19 protein-coding genes are annotated in these 18950 nt (G+C 70.6%); 15 read left to right on the top strand and 4 right to left on the bottom strand.

The window, feature by feature from the left end:
* Positions 1 to 35: 35 nt before the first annotated feature.
* Positions 36 to 923 (bottom strand): LysR substrate-binding domain-containing protein, encoded by an 888-nt coding sequence (locus ACEN9J_RS36080; protein WP_057589983.1) that lies wholly within the window; start codon positions 921 to 923, stop codon positions 36 to 38.
* A gap of 123 nt (positions 924 to 1046) precedes the next feature.
* Here ACEN9J_RS36080 and ACEN9J_RS36075 point away from each other — a divergent pair, with 123 nt between their 5' ends.
* Genes ACEN9J_RS36075 through ACEN9J_RS36045 form a run of 7 tightly spaced genes read left to right on the top strand, consistent with a single transcriptional unit; the run spans position 1047 to position 8035 of the window.
* Positions 1047 to 2054 carry a Bug family tripartite tricarboxylate transporter substrate binding protein gene (locus tag ACEN9J_RS36075; protein ID WP_413764749.1) on the top strand — a complete coding sequence of 336 codons (1008 nt, stop codon included), beginning with the start codon at positions 1047 to 1049 and terminating at the stop codon, positions 2052 to 2054.
* Positions 2055 to 2064: 10 nt separating this feature from the next.
* Positions 2065 to 2892, top strand: coding sequence for an alpha/beta fold hydrolase (locus ACEN9J_RS36070; RefSeq protein WP_413764748.1), 828 nt, complete (start codon positions 2065 to 2067; stop codon positions 2890 to 2892).
* Between the two features lie 23 nt (positions 2893 to 2915).
* The gene (locus tag ACEN9J_RS36065; protein WP_413764747.1) at positions 2916 to 4358 is read left to right on the top strand and encodes an FAD-dependent oxidoreductase; all 1443 of its coding nucleotides are present in this window, start codon (positions 2916 to 2918) and stop codon (positions 4356 to 4358) included.
* Positions 4355 to 5173 (top strand): sugar phosphate isomerase/epimerase family protein, encoded by an 819-nt coding sequence (locus ACEN9J_RS36060; protein WP_413764746.1) that lies wholly within the window; start codon positions 4355 to 4357, stop codon positions 5171 to 5173. The genes ACEN9J_RS36065 and ACEN9J_RS36060 overlap by 4 nt, the downstream gene beginning before the upstream one ends.
* On the top strand, positions 5166 to 5981 hold the full coding sequence (locus ACEN9J_RS36055) for a shikimate dehydrogenase family protein (protein WP_413764745.1): 816 nt from the start codon (positions 5166 to 5168) through the stop codon (positions 5979 to 5981). The genes ACEN9J_RS36060 and ACEN9J_RS36055 overlap by 8 nt, the downstream gene beginning before the upstream one ends.
* Positions 5978 to 6868: an alpha/beta fold hydrolase gene (locus tag ACEN9J_RS36050; protein WP_413764744.1), complete on the top strand. Its 891-nt coding sequence runs from the start codon at positions 5978 to 5980 to the stop codon at positions 6866 to 6868. Before ACEN9J_RS36055 ends, ACEN9J_RS36050 begins: the two co-directional genes overlap by 4 nt.
* Before the next feature lie 36 nt (positions 6869 to 6904).
* Entirely contained in the window at positions 6905 to 8035 is a 1131-nt protein-coding gene (locus tag ACEN9J_RS36045; protein WP_413764743.1) for an SMP-30/gluconolactonase/LRE family protein, read from the top strand.
* Between the two features lie 13 nt (positions 8036 to 8048).
* Here the strand turns inward: ACEN9J_RS36045 and ACEN9J_RS36040 are convergent, their stop codons facing one another.
* Positions 8049 to 8984 carry an amidohydrolase family protein gene (locus ACEN9J_RS36040; protein WP_057589976.1) on the bottom strand — a complete coding sequence of 312 codons (936 nt, stop codon included), beginning with the start codon at positions 8982 to 8984 and terminating at the stop codon, positions 8049 to 8051.
* Between the two features lie 151 nt (positions 8985 to 9135).
* On the opposite strand from ACEN9J_RS36040, the gene ACEN9J_RS36035 reads away from it, so the two are divergent.
* The 3 genes from ACEN9J_RS36035 (at position 9136) to ACEN9J_RS36025 (ending at position 11817) form a co-directional block, all read left to right on the top strand.
* Entirely contained in the window at positions 9136 to 10110 is a 975-nt protein-coding gene (locus ACEN9J_RS36035) for a GlxA family transcriptional regulator (protein WP_057589975.1), read from the top strand.
* Between the two features lie 236 nt (positions 10111 to 10346).
* A complete protein-coding gene (locus ACEN9J_RS36030) occupies positions 10347 to 11102 on the top strand; it encodes an SDR family oxidoreductase (RefSeq protein WP_413764742.1) in 756 nt (251 codons plus the stop codon).
* A gap of 34 nt (positions 11103 to 11136) precedes the next feature.
* Positions 11137 to 11817: a class I SAM-dependent methyltransferase gene (locus tag ACEN9J_RS36025; protein WP_057589973.1), complete on the top strand. Its 681-nt coding sequence runs from the start codon at positions 11137 to 11139 to the stop codon at positions 11815 to 11817.
* An 11-nt stretch (positions 11818 to 11828) separates the two neighbouring features.
* Here the strand turns inward: ACEN9J_RS36025 and ACEN9J_RS36020 are convergent, their stop codons facing one another.
* The gene (locus tag ACEN9J_RS36020; protein WP_413764741.1) at positions 11829 to 13025 is read right to left on the bottom strand and encodes a porin; all 1197 of its coding nucleotides are present in this window, start codon (positions 13023 to 13025) and stop codon (positions 11829 to 11831) included.
* A 45-nt stretch (positions 13026 to 13070) separates the two neighbouring features.
* Positions 13071 to 13859, bottom strand: coding sequence for an SDR family NAD(P)-dependent oxidoreductase (locus ACEN9J_RS36015; RefSeq protein ID WP_413764740.1), 789 nt, complete (start codon positions 13857 to 13859; stop codon positions 13071 to 13073).
* A 139-nt stretch (positions 13860 to 13998) separates the two neighbouring features.
* On the opposite strand from ACEN9J_RS36015, the gene ACEN9J_RS36010 reads away from it, so the two are divergent.
* The 5 genes from ACEN9J_RS36010 to ACEN9J_RS35990 all read left to right on the top strand — a co-directional run bounded on the left by ACEN9J_RS36010 (position 13999) and on the right by ACEN9J_RS35990 (position 18896).
* Positions 13999 to 14883, top strand: a complete 885-nt coding sequence (locus ACEN9J_RS36010) for an SDR family NAD(P)-dependent oxidoreductase (protein WP_413764739.1) — start codon at positions 13999 to 14001, stop codon at positions 14881 to 14883.
* A 136-nt stretch (positions 14884 to 15019) separates the two neighbouring features.
* Positions 15020 to 15895: a fumarylacetoacetate hydrolase family protein gene (locus ACEN9J_RS36005; RefSeq protein WP_261206194.1), complete on the top strand. Its 876-nt coding sequence runs from the start codon at positions 15020 to 15022 to the stop codon at positions 15893 to 15895.
* A 17-nt stretch (positions 15896 to 15912) separates the two neighbouring features.
* Entirely contained in the window at positions 15913 to 16941 is a 1029-nt protein-coding gene (locus ACEN9J_RS36000; RefSeq protein WP_413764738.1) for a zinc-dependent alcohol dehydrogenase, read from the top strand.
* 27 nt (positions 16942 to 16968) lie between these two features.
* Positions 16969 to 17451, top strand: coding sequence for a VOC family protein (locus ACEN9J_RS35995; RefSeq protein ID WP_208508640.1), 483 nt, complete (start codon positions 16969 to 16971; stop codon positions 17449 to 17451).
* 41 nt (positions 17452 to 17492) lie between these two features.
* Complete coding sequence (locus ACEN9J_RS35990; protein WP_413764737.1) at positions 17493 to 18896, top strand: MFS transporter; 1404 nt, start codon at positions 17493 to 17495, stop codon at positions 18894 to 18896.
* Positions 18897 to 18950 lie beyond the last annotated feature (54 nt).

Raw genomic sequence — 18950 nt, 5'->3', positions numbered from 1 at the left:
TGACAGGACGGGAGCCTGTCCGCCACGCGCGCCGTTCAGCGCTGCGACTTGCGCAATCGGTGGATCAGGAACGCCTCGAGCAATTCGGCCGCCTTGCGCCCCGGCAGCGGCGCGGTGGCCAGCCAGGCCTCTGACTCGGGCAGCGCGGGCAGGCCTTCCTTGGCGCCGAGGATGCGCAGCCGCTTGGAGATCGTGGCCTCGCGGAACACGCCCACCGCGATGCCGGCGCGCACCGCGGCCTCGAGGCCGGTGACCGTGGTGCTGGTGTAGGCGATGCGCCAGGGGATGCCGGCGCGGTCGAGCGCATGGGTGGCCCAGTCGCGCAGCATCGCGCCCTCGGGATTGAGCGCCAGCGGCAGCGGCCGCTGCAGGTGCGTCGACGAGCCCGGCGCGGCGGCCCAGACGATGCGCGACTTCGACAGCGGCAGCCCCTCGCCCGAACCGACCGGGCCGATGCCGATGACCATGTCGTAGCGCGCGCCCAGCTCGGCGTGCATCAGCGACGACACGCCATGCTGCAGCTCGACGTGGATGCGCGGATGCAGCCGGCAGAACTCGGCGATCAGCGCCGGCAGCACGCGCGTGGCGTAGTGCTCGATCGATCCCAGGCGCACGCTGCCCGAGACCTCCTGCGCATCGACGTCGCGAAACAGCTGGTCGTTGAGCCGCAGCATCTGGCGCGCCAGCGGCAGCAGCTGCAGGCCCTCGGCCGTGGGCACCAGCTTGCGGCTGCCGCGCTCCACCAGCTGCACGCCGAGCTGCTCCTCGAGCCGGCGCATCTGCATGCTGACCGCCGACTGCGTGCGCGACAGCGCCTTGGCCGCGGTGGTGAAGCTGCCGATGCGCACCAGCGTGTCGAACACGCGCAGCAGGTCGATGTCGGCCGTGTGGCTGCGCGGGGCGGGGGTGTTCGGGGTCGGCATGGGGCCTCGATTCAATCACGGAACGTGATGGAAGCGATCATCAAACATCACGTTCCGAGCTGAATCGCGGGTCAAGAATGAGGCCTCACGGGACCTCATGAGCCCGAACAGGAGACCGCATCCATGCCTCACCCCTCGTCCTTCTCGCCGCCGCGGCGGCGCCTGCTGCAGGGCGCGCTCGCGGCCTCGGTCGTGCCCGCCTGGGTGCGGCCGGCGCGGGCCGCGGCGCCCTGGCCGCAGAAGCCCGTGCGGCTGGTCGTCGGCTTTCCGCCGGGTTCCTCGCCCGACGCCCTGGCGCGCACCGTCGCCGATCCGCTGGCGCAGGCGCTGGGCCAGGCGGTGATCGTCGAGAACAAGGTCGGCGCCGCCGGCACCATCGGCGTGACCGCGGTGGCCCGGGCCACCGATGGCCACACCATCGGCCTGACCGGCAACGGCCCGCTGACCACCGCGAAGCTGCTCAACCCCGCCGTGCCCTACGACGTGGCGCGCGACCTGCGCCCGATCTCGCTGGTGGGCAGCAGCCCCTTCGTGCTGGCCGGCAGCACCGACATGCCCGCCACCGATCTGCGCGGCCTGCTGGCCCATGCCAGGTCGCGCGGCGACCGGCTCAGCTACGGCTCGGTCGGGCCGGGCTCGGGCTCGCACCTGGCGATGGAGCTGCTCAAGACGCTGAGCGGCATCCAGGCGGTGCACGTGCCGTTTCCGGGCTTTCCGCAGGTGGCGACCGCGCTGATGGGCCAGCAGATCGACCTGTCGTTCATGATCCCGTCGATCGCCGTGCCGCAGGCGCGCAACGGGCGGCTGCGGCTCTATGGCGTCAGCACCGCGGCGCCGTTCCCGGCCTTCGCGGACCTGCCGCCGCTGCAGTCGGCGCTGGCGGCCGGCCAGTCCTTCGATGTGGCCTCGTGGAACGCGATCTTCGGCCCCGCGAGCCTGCCGGCGCCGGTGGCGCAGCGGCTGTCGGAAGAGATCGCGCGCATCCTCAAGGCGCCCGAGGTGCGGCAGCGGCTGTTCGACCAGGGCTGGCAGGCGCTGGGCACCGCGCCCGAGGCGCTGACGCGCACCATCGCCCAGGACACGGCGATGTGGGGCGGCGTGATCCAGCGCACCGGCGTGCGCGGCGAATGAGGGGCCGCGCATGAAACGCCGACACCTCCTCTCGGGCGCGGCCGGCATCGCCGGTGCCGGGCTCGCATCGGCCGCCCTCGCGCAGCCGGCGCGCGCGGCCCAGCCCTCGACCTTCGTGCTCGTGCATGGCGCCTGGCACGGCGGCTGGTGCTGGTCGCGCGTGGCGGCGCGGCTGCGCGAACGCGGCCACGCGGTGTACACGCCCACGCTCACCGGCCTCGGCGAGCGGCGCCACCTGATCTCGCCGCAGATCAATCTCGACACGCACGTGGAAGACGTCGTCAACCTGCTGCAGTTCGAGGAGCTCGAGCGCGTGGTGCTGGTGGGCCACAGCTATGCGGGCATCGTGATCTCGGGCGTGGCCGACCGCGTGCCGCAGCGGCTGCGCCAGCTCGTCTACCTCGATGCCTTGCTGCTCGAGCCCGGCAAGAGCCTGTTCTCGGACTTCCCGCCGGCCGTGGTCGAGCAGCGCTTGAAGGCCATCCGCGAGACGGGCGGCGGCGTGGGCGCCGCCGCCGCGCTGCCACCCGCGGCCTTCGGCGTGAAGGACCCGGCCGACGCGGCCTGGGTCGCGCGCCACCTCACGCCGCAGCCCGTGGGCACCTACCTGCAGCCGCTGCTGCTGAAGGCGCCGCTGGGCAACGGCCTGCCCAAGACCTACATCGAGTGCACGGGCGACCCGATCGCCACGCTCGAACCCACCAAGGCGCGCGTGCGCGCCGATGCCGGCTGGCAACTGCGCACGCTGGCCACCGGGCACGACGCCATGGTCACCGCGCCCGCCGCGCTGACCGAACTGCTGACCGATCTCGCGGCCTCGGCCGCTTCGTCCTCCTGATTGACCTGAATGAAAGCCTCGCGATGGGAACCCTGACCCCCGAAGAACGCCATTTTTTCCGCTCCGACGTGCATGCGCGCCAGGGCGAGCGCCGCACGCGCCAGCCGCACGGCCACATCACCGAGCCGGCGCGCCAGGTGCCGGTGCACGAGCGCTGCGACGTGCTGGTGCTTGGCGGCGGCCCGTCGGGCGTGGCGGCCGCCGTGGCGGCGGCACGCAGCGGCGCGCGCACCGTGCTGCTCGAGCGCTACAACCACCTGGGCGGCCTGTCGACCGGCGGCCTCGTGATCTGGATCGACCGCATGACCGACTGGTCGGGCCGGCACGTGATCCAGGGCCTGGCGGCCGAGTTCATGGACCGCCTGGGCCGCGAGGCCGTGGCGGGCCCGCCGCGCGAGGACTGGGGTTCGCGCGACGCGGCCAAGGCCGAGCACTGGTCGCTGCGCACCGCGGCCTTCCATGGCGTGGTGACCCATTCGCCGACCATCGACCCCGAGATGCTCAAGGGCGTGTATCACCAGATGGTGCGCGAGGCCGGCGTCGACCTGATCCTGCATGGCTGGATGGTCGCGCCGATCGCCGAGGCCGGGCGCGTGACCGGCGCCGTGTTCGAGAGCAAGCAGGGCCGGCGCGCCATCCTCGCGCGCGTGGTGGTCGACACCACGGGCGAGGGCGACCTCTACGCCGCCGCAGGCGCGGCCTTCTCGTCCGACATCGACGCGCACGACATCCACCACTGCATCAACACCTCGTGGCTGTTCGCGGGCGTCGACATGCGGCGCTGGCTCGACTTCCGCGCGCACCAGCCGCAGGCCTACTCGGCGCTGCTGGCGCGGGGGCGCGAGACGCTGGGCAGCTTCGAGAAGCCCATCGTCTCCTGGCGCGACGACGTCGCCACCTTCCTCGGTCCGCGCAAGTCGGGCTTCAGCGCGCTCGACGTCGACGAGATGACGCAGGTCGAATGGGAGTCGCGCCGCAGCATGGCCGAGCACCTGGCTTTCTACCGCGCGCATGCGCCGGGCTTCGAGCAGGCCTGGACTATGCTGATGGCGCCGCAGATCGGCACCCGGCATGGCCGGCGACTCGCGGGCGTCAAGAGCGTGCGGCGCGCGGACTGGGACGCGGGCGCGGTCGAGGCCGACGAGATCGGCATCAGCCCCAGTCCTTCGCCGAAATTCCCGAACATCTCGGTGCCCTACGGCGCGCTGGTGCCCGAGCGGCTCGACGGCGTGCTCGCCGCGGGCAAGCACATCTCGTGCGACACCAACTCGCACGGCTTCATGCGCGAGATCCCGCAATGCTGGCTCACGGGTCAGGCGGCCGGCACCGCGGCCGCGCTGGCGGCCGACGCGGGCGTGCTGCCGCGCGAGGTCGACGTGAACCGGCTGCAGGCGCTGCTGATCGCGCAGGGCGTGCCGCTGCGCCAGACCACGCCGGTGGCAACGGAAGCGCAGGCGACCGCATGAGCTTCCGGCTCGCACTGGCCCATCTCGGCATGCTCGATGCGACGCCGCCGCGGCTGCTCGAGGCCGCGCATGCGGCGGGCTTCGCGGGTGTCGGCATCCGCCTGCTGCCCGCGCGTCTCGGCGAGGCGCCATTCCCGATGGCCGTGGGCGGCGCGATGCTGCGCGAAACGCTGGCGCGGCTGAGCGGCCTGGGCATGGCGGTGCACGACATCGAGATCGCGCGCATCAAGCCGGACTTCGATGCCGCGGCCCTGGCCAGCGTGCTCGAATCGGCGCAGGCGCTGGGCGCGCGCTGCCTCATGGTCAATGTCGACGATGCCGACCTCGCGCGCGCCGCCGACGGCATCGCCGCGCTGGCCGAACGGGCGCGGCCGCACGGGCTGTCGCTCGGCGTGGAGTTCATGGTCTACACCGCCGCGCGCAGCCTGGCCGATGCGCAGCGGCTGGTGGCCGCGGTGCCGGCGTCCGATGCACGCATCGTGGTCGATGCCTTGCACTTCTGCCGTGCCGGCTGCCAGCCTGCGCAGATGCATGCCGAGCGCATCGACCACGGCTTCATGCAGATCAACGACGCGCCCGCGCAGCGCCACCCGGGCCTCTCGCCCGCCGAGGAGGGCCGGGCCCACCGGCTGTTTCCGGGCGAGGGCGCGCTGCCGCTGGCCGCGCTGCTCGCCTCCCTGGCCGGCGATGCGCTGCTGTCGGTCGAGGCGCCCAGCGCCATCCGCATGGCCACGATGGATCCGCAGGCGCGCGCCGCGGCCGCCTATCGCGCCACCACGTCATTCCTGCAACGAAACGGCTTCGCCCATGCCTGACAACACCCTCGACTGGAACGGCCTCAAGCTCGACGGCAGCACCGCCGTGCTCGGCATCATCGGCGACCCGATCGCGCAGGTGAAGGCGCCGCTGCCGCTGACGCAGCGCCTGCAGCGGCGCGGCCTCAACGCCGTGCTGGTGCCGCTGCATGTGCGCGCCGACGACGTGGCATCGCTGCTGCAGAGCTTGCACGCGGTGCGCAACCTCGCGGGCATCGTCGTCACCGTGCCGCACAAGCAGCAGGTGGCGGCATTGCCGATCGAGCTGCTGCGTGCGGCGCGCGAAGCCCGCGCCGTGAACGTGCTGCGCCGCCATGGCCAGGGCTGGCAGGGCGAGCTGCTCGATGGCGCCGGCTTTCTCGCGGGCCTGGTGCGCAACGGCTTCGAGGTGCGGGGCCGCAGCGTCGGCCTCGCGGGCGCCGGTGGCGCGGGCAATGCGATCGCCTTCGCGCTCGCCGCCGCGGGTGCCGCCTCCATCGACATCCGCGATGCCGACGATGCGAAGCGCGCCGATCTCGTCGCGCGACTGCGCGCGCTCGGCTGCAACGCCGGCGCATGGGATGGCGAGAGCCCGCGCGACCTGCTCGTCAACGCCACGCCCGCCGGCATGCGCGCGGACGATCCGCTGCCGATCGCGCCCTCGGCGATCCGCGCGGGCCAGGCGGTGGCCGACGTGATCATGGAGCCGCCCACCACCGCGCTGCTCGCGCTCGCCGAATCCACGGGCGCGCGCATCGTCCATGGCCGCCACATGATGAACGAGCAGCTCGAGGCCATGGCCGATTTCTTCGCCGAGGTGCTGCGATGAGCGCGCCTTTCTTCCCCGGTTTCGAGGCGCGCAGCATCGAACTCGGCGATGCGCGGATCCACGTCGAAGTCGGCGGCAGCGGACCGCCTTTGCTGCTCTTGCATGGCTACCCGCAGACGCATGTGGCCTGGCACCGCGTCGTGCCCGTGCTCGCGCGGCATTTCACCGTGGTCGCGCCCGACCTGCGCGGCTATGGCGACAGCACCGGGCCCGCCGGCGATCCGCTGCATCTGAACCACTGCAAGCGCACGCTGGCCGCCGACAAGCTCGCGCTGATGCGCGCGCTGGGCTTCGAGCGCTTCGCCGTCATGGCCCACGACCGTGGCGCGCGCGTGGGCTACCGGCTCGCGCTCGACACGCCCGAGGCCGTGCGCTGCTTCGTCTCGCTCACCGTGATCCCCACCGAGGAGATGTGGAAGCGCGCCGGCATGGCCTTCGGGCTCAAGGCCTTCCACTGGTACCTGTTCGCGCAGCCCTTCGACCTGCCCGAGCGCATGCTGCGCGCCGATCCCGCCTACTACCTCGACTGGACCCTGCGCAACATGGTGCAGAAGGTCGACGCCGTCACGCCCGAGGCGCTGGCCGAGTACCACCGCGCCTTCGCGAAGGAATCGGTGCGCCACGCGATGCTCGAGGACTACCGCGCCGCCGCCTCGATCGACCTGCGGCACGACCGCGAGGACCTCGCGGCCGGCCGCCGCCTGGCCTGCCCGGTGCAGGTGCTGTGGAGCGCGTCGAACACCGCGCGGCCCGATCCGGCCGAAGTCTGGAAGACCTGGGCCGACACGGTGGAGGGCGGCACCGTCGACTGCGGCCACCTGATGGCCGAGGAGGCGCCCGACGAGGTGTTGGCACACGTGCTGCCGTTCCTGCGGCGCCATGCCTGAATGGCCGTACCCGGATTCACGAAGGAGAAGAAGACCATGAGAGACAGAACCCTGCGTTCGCGCCTGCTGGCGCCGCTGTGCATCGCGCTGGCGCTGCTGCAGTCCACCCTTGCGCACGCGCAACCCCAGCCACCCGTGCGCCTGAGCGGCCTGCAGGACGCGACGCTCACTCGCCAGCAGGAGTTCTTTCCATCGACCGCGTTCGAGACCGTGCATGCGGGCGGCTGCGGCGTGATGGAGGGCATCGCCACCGCATCGGATGGCAGCGTCTATTTCACCGAGATCACGCGTTCGGTCGGCTGCAGCGACGCCAGGGGCGTGCAGGGTGGCCGCATCTGGGTGATTCCGCCGGGTGGCCGGCCACGCGTGTTCCGCGAGCCCAGCAACATGGCCGCGGGCCTGGCCATCGACGCGCAGGACCGCCTGGTGGCGGCCGAGGGCGCCGACTTCGGCGGCCGCCGTGTGTCGGTCACCGACCTGCGCAGCGGCGACTACCGCGTGGTCGCCTACTTCCACGACAACCGGCAGCTCAATGCGCCCAACGACGTGGCCATCGACCGCGCGGGCCGCATCTATTTCTCCGACCTGCGGCTGTTCGGCCCCGAGACCATCGAGCAGCGCATCCATGCCGTCTACCGGCTCGACCCGCCGGCCGCTGGCAGCGGCGCCAAGGGCCTGTGGCCCATCGTCCGCATCCTCGGCGACAACGCCAAGGTCAACGGCGTCGAGCTCTCGCCCGACGGGCGCACGCTCTACGCGGGCCTGTGCGACCCCGGTACCAACGCGCTCGGCGAGCAGGGCCCGGCCCCGCTCGACCGCACCGGTTCGGGTGGCCTGCTGGCCTATGCGCTCGATGCCGCGGGCAATCCCGGCGCGCCGCGCGTGCTGCTCGACCTCGAGAAGGCCGGCTGCGTCGACGGCATGGCCACCGACACCGAGGGCAACGTCTACCTCGCGCTGCCGTCCTCGCCCGGCGGGCCGGGCCTCTACGTGCTCACGCCCGCGGGCCAGCTGGTGGCGCGGCTCGTGCTGCCGAACCGCGAGAGCCCGGTGAACGTGGGCTTCGGCCGCGGCGCCGAGGCGAACATGCTGTACGTGGCGACAGTGGGCGTGGGCAAGGTCTACCGGTTGCGCGTGGGCAAGAACGGGTCGGTGCCCGGACCTTGAGGCTCCGGGGCGATCAAGGCTGCATTCCCACCAGCCGCAGCAGATTGCCGCGCGCCACCAGCGCGCGTGCATCGGGACTGAGCTGCACCAGGAAGTTCTGCACGCTCGCGAACTTCATCGTCTCGGTGTCGGCCGAGCGGTGGCTCGCGTCGGTGCCGATCAGGAAGCGGTGCGGCTGCGCCTCGATCAGCGCGAGCCATTCGGGCCAGACGTTCTGGCCGTCGCGCAGCACGGTGTAGTCGGGCGAGCGCGGATGGCGCGGCCAGGTGCGCGCACTGAGTTCGTAGTGCAGATTCGGATGTCGATCGAGCAGTCGCCGCGCGAGGAACAGCGGCGTGTAGCCGCCGTGGGCCCAGATCACGGGCACGTCGGGGAAGCGCTCGAGCATCTGCTGCAACTCGGCCATGCGCGTGATTTCCACATGCACCATCACCGGCAGCCGGTACTTGCGTGCGAGCACCATGATGCCGGTCATGGTCGCGCCGGTCGGGCTGTAGTCGGTCTCAGCGAAGCCCGAAGCCGGGAAGTGCGACGCCGAGATCTCGCCGATGCCCCTGTAGAGCCCGGTGGCCAGCAGCGCGTCGAGCTGCGCGAGCAGGGCCGGATCGTCGGCGCTCCAGCCGGGGCGGTAGATGCTGCGCTCGGGCGAGATCGAGGCGAAGGGGATCAGCCGGTCGGGATGGCGCTTCGCGGCCTCGGCCACCGATTCGTTGCTGCTGCGCCCGCCCCAGAACACCACGGCATGCGTCGCTCCCCAGCGGTCCATCAGCGCGAGCTGCATCGCGAGGTCGTTGAGATGCACGTGCGCGTCGGCGAAGGGGATCGTGGGCACGGCGGGCGATGGCGAGCTCTGCGGCCAGGCGGGCAGGGCCGCGGCCCACAGCAGGCTTGCGTGCAGGCAGAGCGCGCGTGCCAGGCGGGGCAGTCGTTGGCGATCGATCCGATCCATGGTGTTTCCTCGTGCAGCAGGGAGGAGTTTCCCGGGGGAAGACGTTCCTCGACTCGAAGTCCTCAAGACGAACGAGGTCCGGCGTTTTTCAAGCCTCGAAGCCCGCGGTGCGCCAGAATCCCGAACCGATCCCGATCGACTCCCCGCCGCCATGCACCGCACCGTTGCCCTGCTCGTTTTCTCCGGCGTCCAGTCGCTCGACGTCAGCGGCCCGATGGACGTGTTCTCGGAAGCCAACCGTTTCCTGCCGAGCGAGGACCACTACCGGCTCGAGACCATCGGCGTGGAGCACGGCACCATGCCGTGCTCGAACGGCCTCTCGCTGCAGGCGCACCGCCACTATGCCGAGGTCGACGATGCCTTCGACCTGCTGCTGGTGGCCGGCGGCCCGGCGCTGGTGCGGCAGCATTTCGATCCGGCGCTGTACCGCTGGCTCGAGGCCGCGAGCGCGCGGGCCGCGAGCTTCGGCTCGATCTGCAGCGGCGCCTTCATCCTCGCGCGTGCCGGCCTGCTGAATGGCCGCACCGTCACCACGCACTGGAACGACGCGGCGGCGCTGGCCAGCCTGTGCCCGAGCGCGCGCGTCGAATCGAACCGGCTCTTCAACCAGGACGGCAAGCTCTACACCTCGGCCGGCGTCACGGCCGGCATCGACCTGTCGCTGCATCTGCTCGCGCAGCACCACGGCAGCGAGGTGGCGCTGCACGTGGCCCGGCGGCTCGTGGTGTTCACGCAGCGCGCGGGCGGACAGTCGCAGTTCAGTCCCTTCCTCACGCCGCGGCTGGAGCCGGCCTCGCCGGTCGCGCAGGTGCAGCAGTACGTGATGGCGCACCTCGGCGACGAACTCACGGTGGCGGTGCTGGCGCGGGTCGCGCACATGAGCGAGCGCAGCTTCGCGCGCACCTTCGCGCGCGACGCGAAGCTCACGCCGGCCGAGTTCGTCGAGAGCGCGCGGCTCGACGCGGCGCGCGTGATGCTCGAGAACGGCCAGGCGCCGATGAAGACCGTGGCCTTCGCCTGCGGCTTCCACGACGCCCACCGCATGCGCGCGGTGTTCCTGCGCCGCCTGGGCGTCACGCCGCAGCAGTACCGCGCGAACTTCGGCGCCGCGCGGCCCGGGGCTTGACGGCGACGCGCGGGCACGCGGACAATCCGGCCCGCAGTCGCCTTCGCGGCGCGCTGCCGTAGGCGTTACCGTCATCCAACGCGTCCTTTGTCGAGGGGTTCCCAGCAGGGAGATCTCGATGTAAAGACGCCACGGTATGCCCTCTCTCTTCCTCTCGTTCATCCTGCTCGCCGAAGCGTGCTGCGAGGGTTGCCATGGCTTTCTCCATGACCCCAACCCATCGAAAGACAGCACCCATGAAAACCAGCGGCAACACCATCCTCGTGACGGGCGGCACCAGCGGCATCGGCCGCGCGCTCGCCGAGGCCCTGCACCGGCGCGGCAACCGCGTCATCGTCACCGGCAGGCGCGAGGCCCTGCTCGACGAGGTCACGGCCGGCCGAGCCGGCCTGTTCGGCCTGCGGCTCGACCTCGACGATCCCGCGTCGCTGCCACGCGTCGCGCGGGAGGTGCGCGAGCGCTTTCCCGAGCTCAACGTGCTGATCGCCAATGCCGGCATCTCGCGCGCGGAAGACATGCGCGCCGACGCCTGGACCGCCGCCGATGCCGAAGCGATGGTGCGGACCAACATCCTCGGCGTGCTGCGCACGGCGGCGGCGTTCCTGCCGCTGTTGAAGGGCCGGCCCGATGCGAGCTTCATCGCGACTGGCTCGGCGCTGGCCTTCGTGCCGCGCGCGGACTTCCCGGTCTACTGCGCGACCAAGGCCTTCCTGCACTCGTGGCTGCAGTCGCTGCGCCACCAGCTTCGCGCGGTGCCGGTCGAGGTGCTCGAACTCGCACCGCCCTACGTGCAGACCGAACTCACCGGCAGCGCGCAGGCCTCTGATCCGCGCGCCATGCCCGTGGGCGCCTACGTGGCGGAGGTGATGCGACAGCTGGAGCGCGGCGATCATCCGCACGGCGAACTGATGCTCGAACGCGATCACGCGCGTCGCTGGGCCGAGCGGGATGGCCGCTACGAGGCCGTCTTCGCGTCGCTGAACCCCTGCTGAAGCGCGCGCCAGGGCGCCATGCCATCATCGTTGGATGAACTCTCACAGTGCATTCAACAGTGCCGACGCGGTCGCCAAGTACGCGGAGGGCCCGAAGCGCAACGTGCCCGGCCACAGCGGCCTGCTGCCGATGACGCGCATCCTGCTGGCCGAGCGCGTGCCGGCGGAAGGCCGCGTGCTGGTGGTGGGCGCCGGTGGCGGCCTCGAGCTCGAGGACCTCGCGCTCGCCAACCCCGGTTGGCGCATCGACGGCGTCGACCCGAGCGCGCCGATGCTCGATCTCGCGGCCCAGCGACTGGGCCCGTTGACGTCGCGCGTGGCCCTGCACGAAGGCTATGTGCAGGACGCGCCCGAAGGCCCCTTCGACGGCGCGACCTGCCTGCTGACCTTCCATTTCGTGCCGCCCGACCAGCGCCTGCCGACGGCGCGCGAGATCCATCGCCGCCTGAAGCCGGGCGCGCCTTTCGTGGTCGCGCATCTCAGCGTGGAGGACGGCGAGGGCCAGCGCGAGATCTGGATGAAACGCTACGCGGCCTTCCTCGTGTCATCGGGGTCCGATCCGAAGCAGGCGGCCGCCACGAGCGAGAAGGTGCAGAAGGAGCTGGCGATCCTGTCGCCGGCGCAGGACGAGGCGATCCTGCGCGAGGCGGGGTTCAGCGGAGTGCAGCTCTTCTACGTGGGGTTCACGTTCAGGGGGTGGGTGGCTTACGCGTAGTGGTCGGCGCCCTAGAACCAGTGCCGCAGACCCAGCTCGTACCCCGTCGACGCGCCGGGCTGGCGCGGGAATGCGGAGCTGGGTGCGCTGCCGTAGGACGGCCCTCCCAGGTTCAACCGGGGGCCTTCGCGGTTCGTCAGGCGCGAGACCGTCGCGTAGAGCGCCGTTCGCAGTGACAGGTTGTGCACATAGCCGATGGCCCACTTGTCGATCCGGGGCCTGGCGGTGCCCGCCAGCGTGCCGGGAACGAGGAGTTCGTCGTAGCGCACGCGTGCGTACGAGGCGCGCAGCATGCCGGCGCCCAGGGGCATGGTGAGTCCCACCAGGTAGCCGCGGAAGCCGGTGTCGGGGAGCGGGGCCGGGCCCGATGCCGTGGCGCGTTGGCCCGAAGCCCTGGTCCTCGAATACTCCGCCATCAACTTGAGCGTGGCGAAGTCGTAGCTGCCGGCGATGTTGAAGAAGCGGACCCGCTCGCTGCGGTCGACGCGAGAACTGTCGCCGACCTTGCTGCGGCCGTACGCGCCCGAGAAGTTCCAGGGGCCGGCGGCATAGCCGAGGCGAATGCCCGAGTAGCGGTCCGTGCGCGGGCGCACGCTCCAGGGGGTGGCGGCGGGCGGCGGGTTGTCGTCCTCGCCGAGGGTGTGCATGACCTGGCCGTAGAGCCCCCACAGATCGGGCGGCAGGAAGTAGCTGATCGCGTTGCTCCCCCGCACGTAGTTGACGTTGCCGCCCAGGCCGCCGGCCTTGCCCAGGGGGTCGAAGACATTGGCCGCCGACAAGAGGCTGAGGCCGGCGCCGGTTTCGTTGAAGGGATCGACCACGGCCTCGCTGTTGAAGCTCGGCGTGTAGTCGCGTCCCAGGCGGAACTCGCCGAAGGTGCCCGACAGGCTCACGGTGGAGCGATCCCTGAAGTCGCCGATACCCCGGGAGCCATCGTCGGGAACGATGCCCGATTGAAGCCAGAAGCTGGCCGACAGTCCGCCGCCCAGGTCCTCGGTGCCGCGGAATCCCAGGCGGCTCTTGTTGAGGCCGCCTTGCGTCAGGGCGACGAGCCGGCGTGTCGTCGTGCGTTGACTGAAGCGGTCGTGCTCGCTGTTGGAAAAGCTGCTGATCGACATGTCCACGACACCGAATATCGTGACGGTCGATTGGGCCGTGGCCAGCTCGGCGGCGCCCAGGGCGCAGAGCGCAAAAAGAAATCGATGCATCGTGTCTCCTCTGGTGTTGTTTCTCGTGCGGTTCTCCGGGCGCGTCTACCAGGGCATGGTGGCTCCCCCGTTGGCGCGCAGGATCTGCCCGGTCACGAACGATGCGGCGTCGGAGGCCAGGTAGAGAAACTGATGCGCGATGTCGCCCGCATCGCCGACCCGCCGCAGCGGCGCGCGTTGGGCCCAGGCCGCGAGATAGGCCTGTCGCGTCGCATCGTCGTCATCGTTGCGCAGCATGGAAAGTCGCGTCGGCACGAAGCCCGGCGCCACGACGTTGGCACGGATGCCGAGCGGCCCGGCTTCGGTGGCCAGGGTCTTGGTGAACATCACGACCGCTGACTTGGCGACCGAATAGCTCGCGCTTCCCGGGAAGGCGAGATCGATGGCCGACGAGGCCATGTTGACGATGGCGCCGCGCTTCGCGCCCGTCATGCATTCCAGCGCCGCCTGGCTGCCGAACAGCACGCCCTTGAAATTCACCGCGAAGACGCGATCGAAGGAGGCCTCGTCGAGATCGGCCACCTGCTGGCCGTCGCCGGGGACGCCCGCGATGTTGCACATCGCGTCCAGTCTGCCGGTGCGGGCACGGGCGGCGCGCACCGCCGCCCGCACGGCCTCGCTGTCGGTGACATCGAGTCCCTGGGAGTGGGCCGTGGCGCCCGTGGCCCTGATCTCGGCGGCCGTGGCCTCGGCGGCATCGGCATCGATATCGGTGCAGACCACGCATGCACCCGCGGCGGCCATCAGCCTTGCCACGGAACGACCGAGTCCGGCGCCCGCGCCGGTCACGAAGGCGGTGCGGTCCGCCAGGGAAAGTGCGTTGGAGAAGTTCATTGATCTGGGACGGGTTGATGAAGATCCTTTGCTTTGCGAATTACAAGACAACATGAATCGAAAGTAGATGGATGAATACCATGATAGGGTTTTCGATCATCCCGTTCTGGCAAAACAAACAATACAGTTTGACTCGTAAATGATCGTCGATGAGACGCGCTGGAGCCGGTGGCCGACCCACACCTGCTTCTCGTTGTTCCCCGGGTTCCCTGCAAAGGACATCGTGTTGGAAACCGTTGGCATTTCCTTCTCTTCGTTGCCGCCGTCGTGGCGCCTGGACGGCCGCGTGGCTTTCGTCACCGGCGCTGGAGGCGCCATCGGCGGCGCCGTCTGCAGGGCCCTGTCAGAGGCCGGGGCCCGCGTGGTGTGTGCCGATCTCTCGCCGGAAGCGGCCCAGGCCACCGCCCGCGCGGTGGACGGCGAACCCGCCGTGCTGGACGTCTGCGACAGGAAGGCCTTCGATGCCGCGGTGCACGACGCGGCCGGGCGCCTCGGCAGGCTCGACGTGATGTGCAACATCGCGGGCATCCCGGGCCGCTCGCAGCGCGTCGCGGAACTGGAGGAGGAAGCCTTCGACCAGATGTTCGCGGTGCACTTCAAGGGCGTGCTCTACGGCTGCCAGGCGGCGCTGCGCTGCATGCTGCCGGCGGGGCGCGGCGCCATCGTCAACATGTCCTCGGAAGCCATCGATATCGCGCCGGCCACCATTGCCAGCTACTCGGTGTCCAAGGCCGCGGTGTCCATGTTGAGCAAGGTGCTCGCGGCCGAAGTGGGACCGCGCGGCGTGCGCGTCAACACCGTGGCGCCGAGCTTCATTCCGAGCGCGCTGTCGCTGCGCCGCTACCTGGACGACGAGCAGGGGCGCCAGCGCTACCTCGACGGGTGGGCCGCGAAGTCGCCGCTCGGCACGCTGTGCTCCGCGGACGACGTGGCCATGCAGGTGCTCTATCTCGCCAGCGATGCCGCCGGCTTCGTTTCCGGACAGACGATGCGCGCCAATGGCGGCATCTCGATGCCATGGTAGCCAGCCGACAGCTGCGATCGCCGGTGCGCCTTGCGGGCTTCGCGGCGGGCACGGGCCTCGGCAAGCTCGTGCCGTGCAGGGGCGGCAACGGGCTGGTTCTTTCCTTTTTCTTCATGACACCGATGGGAGATTTCCGATGCGCATCGCCAACCTAGACGGACGCGCGACGCTGCTGCGCGCCGGTGGCCGCGGGGTCGACGTGGAGACGGCCTCGTCGGGCCGCTTCTCCCACGATCCGCAGCAGGCGTTCGAGTATTGGCCTGCCTTGCAGGCCTGGGCCGCCACGCTCGATGCCGCGTGCTTCTTGCCGCTGGCAACCGACAAGCTGCGGAACCCGGTACCGCGGCCGCGCCAGGTGTTCGCGCTGGGTGCCAACTACCGGGCGCATGCCGCCGAGGCCGGCGTCGCACCGCCCGAGGTGCCGGTGATCTTCACCAAGTTTCCGAGCTGCCTCACGGGACCCTGCGATGCCGTGGCATTGCCGACGGCGCGGGTCGACTGGGAGGTGGAACTCGTCGTGGTCATGGGCCGGGAAGCCCGCGACGTGCCGCGCGCCGACGCCTGGTCCTTCGTCGCGGGGCTCACGGCGGGGCAGGACCTGTCGGAGCGCACGATGCAGAGACAGGGACCGCTGCCGCAACTCTCGATGGCCAAGTCGCTCGCGGGCTTCGGGCCGCTGGGCCCGGCGGTCGTGAGCGTGGACGAGTTTGCCGACCCCGACGACCTCGAGCTCGGCTGCGCGGTCAACGGCGAGCGCATGCAGTGCTCGCGCACCTCCGATCTGATCTTTCCGGTGCCGGCGTTGATCGAATACATCTCGCGCCACTGCACGCTCTATCCAGGCGACCTGATCTTCACGGGCACGCCCCAGGGCGTGGGCGCGACCCGCCGCCCGCCTCGCTTCCTCGCGCCGGGCGATGTGCTGACCACCTGGGTCGAAGGCGTGGGCGAGCTGCGCAACCCGATGACCGGACCGGGCAGTCGCGAACAAGCATCTCTTTCCAGCCCATGAACCACGGAGCCATTCGCATGAAAGCCGTCATGATTTCCGAAGACCGCAAGATGGTGGTCACCGACATTCCCGAAGCCGCCTTGCGCCCCGACAGCGTGCGTGTGCGGGTCCAGCGCTGCGGCATCTGCGGCACCGACCTGCATGCGCGCGCCAATGCCGCCAATCCGCGCTGGAAGGCCGGCTGCATCCTCGGCCACGAGATCGTGGGCGAGGTCGTCGAGGCGGGCGAGCAGGTCCGGGCCTGGCACCCCGGCGACCGCGTCGCGCTCCATCACGGCACGCCGTGCGGGGTCTGCGCGATGTGCACCAGCGGCCGCTCGCACCTGTGCATCGATCATCTGGACGCCGCGCTGGGCCATGGCGTGGCCCAGGGCGGCTATGCCGAGAACCTGGTGGTCCCGGCCGACCTGCTGCATCGCATACCCGATGCGCTGAGCTACGACCAGGCGGCCATTGCGGAACCGCTGGCGATCGCCGTCCATGGCGTCAGGAAATCGGCGCTGCGCCCCGATGATCCGGTCTGCGTGCTCGGTGCCGGACCGATCGGGGCGATGACGGCCTGCGCGCTGCGCGCGAACGGCAGCACGAACGTGGTGCTGGTCGACCCCAATCCGGGCCGGCGCGCGCGCCTGTCGGCGCTGGGCTTCAGCGCCGTGGGCCTGGAGAACGTGCTGGAAGCGGTCATGGAGGCGCTGGGCGGAAGGCGGCCGGTGGCGGTGTTCGAATGCGCGGGCCATGTGGACGCGGCGGGACTGGCCGTGAACCTCGTGGACTACAGCGGCCGCATCGTGTTGCAGGGCGTGCCGATGAAGCCGGTGTCGATCTCGCAGTACGCGGTGGTGCAGAAGGAGGTCGAGATCGTCGGCGCCGCGAGCTGCACGCGGGCGGACATGGACGAGGCGCTGGAGCACCTCGCGTCGGGGCGCGTGCCCGCGCACCTGCTCGTCACCTCGGTCGTCTCCCTGGCACAGACCGACGGCGCCTTCGACGCCCTGGTCGACCCGAAGGGCTCCGAGCTCAAGGTGCTGATCGCGCCCTCCCTCTGACTGTCGAACCCACAGGAGAAGAATGCCATGCGAATTGCCGAACTGGGCCATGCCGGCCTGCATGTCCACGACCTGGGCCGGATGCGCGATTTCTACGAGCGGGTGCTCGGGCTGCGCGTCACCGACGAGGATCCCGAACTCGGACTGGTCTTCCTGTCGTCGCGGCCGGAGGTGGAACACCACGAGTTCGTGCTGGCCCGCGGACGGACCGCGCCCGCCGACGTCCGGCTGCTCAACCAGATCTCGTGGCGCGTCAAGGACGCCGCGGCCCTGCAGCACTACCAGCGGGTCTTCGAGGCGGAAGGCGTGCGCGTTCAGTACGTGGTGACGCACGGCAACGCCATCGGCATCTATTTCCTCGACCCCGAGGGCAATCAGCTCGAGGTCTACTGGACCACGGGGCTCGAGGTCGCGCAGCCCTTTCGCAAGTCGATCAGCCTGGAGGGGCGGCCGGAGGAAATCGCCGCGCGCAACGCCACCCTCGTCGCCGCCGGCGGTCCGCGCTACTAGTTCAGCACCCGCATCGGTTCACCCCATTCCCGGAGCAGACCATGGCCCACATTCCAGCGGCTTCACCGGACGCGGTCCGGTCGACCGACACGCCTTCCACGCGACTGCCGGCCGGCGCGCTGGCCTGGGCGCTCTACGAGGGCGTGCGAACGCCCTACGTGACCCTGATCAAGGTCTACATCTTCATCCCCTACTTCGCGACCGTGGTGATCGGCGATGCGGTGAGCGGCCAGGCGCTGGTGGCCAAGCTGGCCACGATCTTCAGCCTGTTCGCGGCCCTGACCAGCCCGCTGCTCGGGGCCCACGTGGACCGCTTCGGCGCGCGCAAGCCCTGGCTCGCGGCGGTCACGGCCGCGATGGTGCTGCTGATCGCCTGCCTGTGGTGGGTCAAGCCCGACGGCTCGGGGCTGTCGGTGCCCGTCACCTGCGTGCTCCTCGCGTTCATCAGCGTGCTGTTCCACTACAGCGAGGTGCTGCACAACTCGCTGCTTTCCCATGCGGCACCCGCGGCGCAGGCCTCGGCCACCTCGGGCCTGGGGCTGGCCCTGGGCAACGGCCTCGCCGTCGTGCTGCTCGCGTTCTCGCTGTGGGCCTTCGCGCTCCCTGGCAAGATCTCCATGGCCTTCCTGCCCGATGCACCGCTGTTCGGCCTGTCGAGGGCGTTGCACGAGCAGGAGCGCATCACCGCGCCCATCGTCGCGCTGATCTTCGCGCTCGGCGCGATTCCGCTGTTCCTGCTGACCAGGGATGCGCCCAAGGGCCGGGCGGGCGGGGGCATCTCCGCCAGCTGGGACCAACTGCTCGGCACGCTGAGGAACCTCAGGCAGGACCGCCGCATGGCGCTGTTCCTGGGCTCGCGCATGGTCTATACCGACGGCGTCACGACGATCCTCGTCTTCAGCGGCGTCTACGCGGCCGGCGTGATGGGATGGAAGGTGCTGGAAATGCTGACCTTCGCGATCGTCGTCAGCGCGTTCCTCGCCCTGGGCGGCCTGCTGGCGACGCGCCTGGACAATGCCTTCGGCGCCAAGCGCGCCATCCAGATCGAACTGGTCATCGTGATCGCATGCCAGCTCGTGCTGCTGGGCTTCGGGCCCGGGAAGATCCTGTATCAGGCCTACGCGGCCGAAGTCCTGTGGAGCGGGCCGGTCTTCAGGACGCTGCCCGAGATCCTCTTCGTGCTCGTGAGCTGCATCAATGCCATGGGCCTGTGCGGCACCTATGCGTCCAGCCGCGTGTTGTTGACCCAGCTGGGAACGCCCGAGCGCATGGCGGGCTGGTTCGGGCTCTACGCCCTGTCGGGCACGGTGACCATGTGGCTGGGAGCGGCCCTGGTCGGGTTGGCGACCAGCTATTTCGGGACGCAGCAGGCCGGCTTCGTCGCGCTGATCGGGCTGGTGGTGCTCGGCCTCGCGGGCCTGTCGCGGATCAGGGTCGGGCCGTGAGAGACGGGGCGCGGGGCCGTGGCTCGAGATGATGCTCACCGGGAAAGGGGAGAC

The organism is Variovorax sp. Varisp41, assembly GCF_047325085.1.
Taxonomy (GTDB): Bacteria; Pseudomonadota; Gammaproteobacteria; order Burkholderiales; family Burkholderiaceae_C; genus Variovorax.
The sequence above is the reverse complement of the archived record's forward strand: the minus strand, read 5'-3'. Positions and strand labels throughout refer to the sequence as shown.

What these genes read in the sequence shown, in the direction of transcription:
- ACEN9J_RS36045 (WP_413764743.1), top strand. Translation starts at nt 6,905, where the DNA reads ATGAGAGACAGAACCCTGCGTTCGCGCCTGCTGGCGCCGCTGTGCATC.
- ACEN9J_RS36030 (WP_413764742.1), top strand. Translation starts at nt 10,347, where the DNA reads ATGAAAACCAGCGGCAACACCATCCTCGTGACGGGCGGCACCAGCGGC.
- ACEN9J_RS36005 (WP_261206194.1), top strand. Translation starts at nt 15,020, where the DNA reads ATGCGCATCGCCAACCTAGACGGACGCGCGACGCTGCTGCGCGCCGGT.
- ACEN9J_RS36055 (WP_413764745.1), top strand. Translation starts at nt 5,166, where the DNA reads ATGCCTGACAACACCCTCGACTGGAACGGCCTCAAGCTCGACGGCAGC.
- ACEN9J_RS36020 (WP_413764741.1), bottom strand. Translation starts at nt 13,025, where the DNA reads ATGCATCGATTTCTTTTTGCGCTCTGCGCCCTGGGCGCCGCCGAGCTG.
- ACEN9J_RS36075 (WP_413764749.1), top strand. Translation starts at nt 1,047, where the DNA reads ATGCCTCACCCCTCGTCCTTCTCGCCGCCGCGGCGGCGCCTGCTGCAG.
- ACEN9J_RS36035 (WP_057589975.1), top strand. Translation starts at nt 9,136, where the DNA reads ATGCACCGCACCGTTGCCCTGCTCGTTTTCTCCGGCGTCCAGTCGCTC.
- ACEN9J_RS36040 (WP_057589976.1), bottom strand. Translation starts at nt 8,984, where the DNA reads ATGGATCGGATCGATCGCCAACGACTGCCCCGCCTGGCACGCGCGCTC.
- ACEN9J_RS36015 (WP_413764740.1), bottom strand. Translation starts at nt 13,859, where the DNA reads ATGAACTTCTCCAACGCACTTTCCCTGGCGGACCGCACCGCCTTCGTG.
- ACEN9J_RS36025 (WP_057589973.1), top strand. Translation starts at nt 11,137, where the DNA reads ATGAACTCTCACAGTGCATTCAACAGTGCCGACGCGGTCGCCAAGTAC.
- ACEN9J_RS36070 (WP_413764748.1), top strand. Translation starts at nt 2,065, where the DNA reads ATGAAACGCCGACACCTCCTCTCGGGCGCGGCCGGCATCGCCGGTGCC.
- ACEN9J_RS36050 (WP_413764744.1), top strand. Translation starts at nt 5,978, where the DNA reads ATGAGCGCGCCTTTCTTCCCCGGTTTCGAGGCGCGCAGCATCGAACTC.
- ACEN9J_RS36080 (WP_057589983.1), bottom strand. Translation starts at nt 923, where the DNA reads ATGCCGACCCCGAACACCCCCGCCCCGCGCAGCCACACGGCCGACATC.
- ACEN9J_RS36060 (WP_413764746.1), top strand. Translation starts at nt 4,355, where the DNA reads ATGAGCTTCCGGCTCGCACTGGCCCATCTCGGCATGCTCGATGCGACG.
- ACEN9J_RS35990 (WP_413764737.1), top strand. Translation starts at nt 17,493, where the DNA reads ATGGCCCACATTCCAGCGGCTTCACCGGACGCGGTCCGGTCGACCGAC.
- ACEN9J_RS36065 (WP_413764747.1), top strand. Translation starts at nt 2,916, where the DNA reads ATGGGAACCCTGACCCCCGAAGAACGCCATTTTTTCCGCTCCGACGTG.
- ACEN9J_RS36000 (WP_413764738.1), top strand. Translation starts at nt 15,913, where the DNA reads ATGAAAGCCGTCATGATTTCCGAAGACCGCAAGATGGTGGTCACCGAC.
- ACEN9J_RS35995 (WP_208508640.1), top strand. Translation starts at nt 16,969, where the DNA reads ATGCGAATTGCCGAACTGGGCCATGCCGGCCTGCATGTCCACGACCTG.
- ACEN9J_RS36010 (WP_413764739.1), top strand. Translation starts at nt 13,999, where the DNA reads ATGATCGTCGATGAGACGCGCTGGAGCCGGTGGCCGACCCACACCTGC.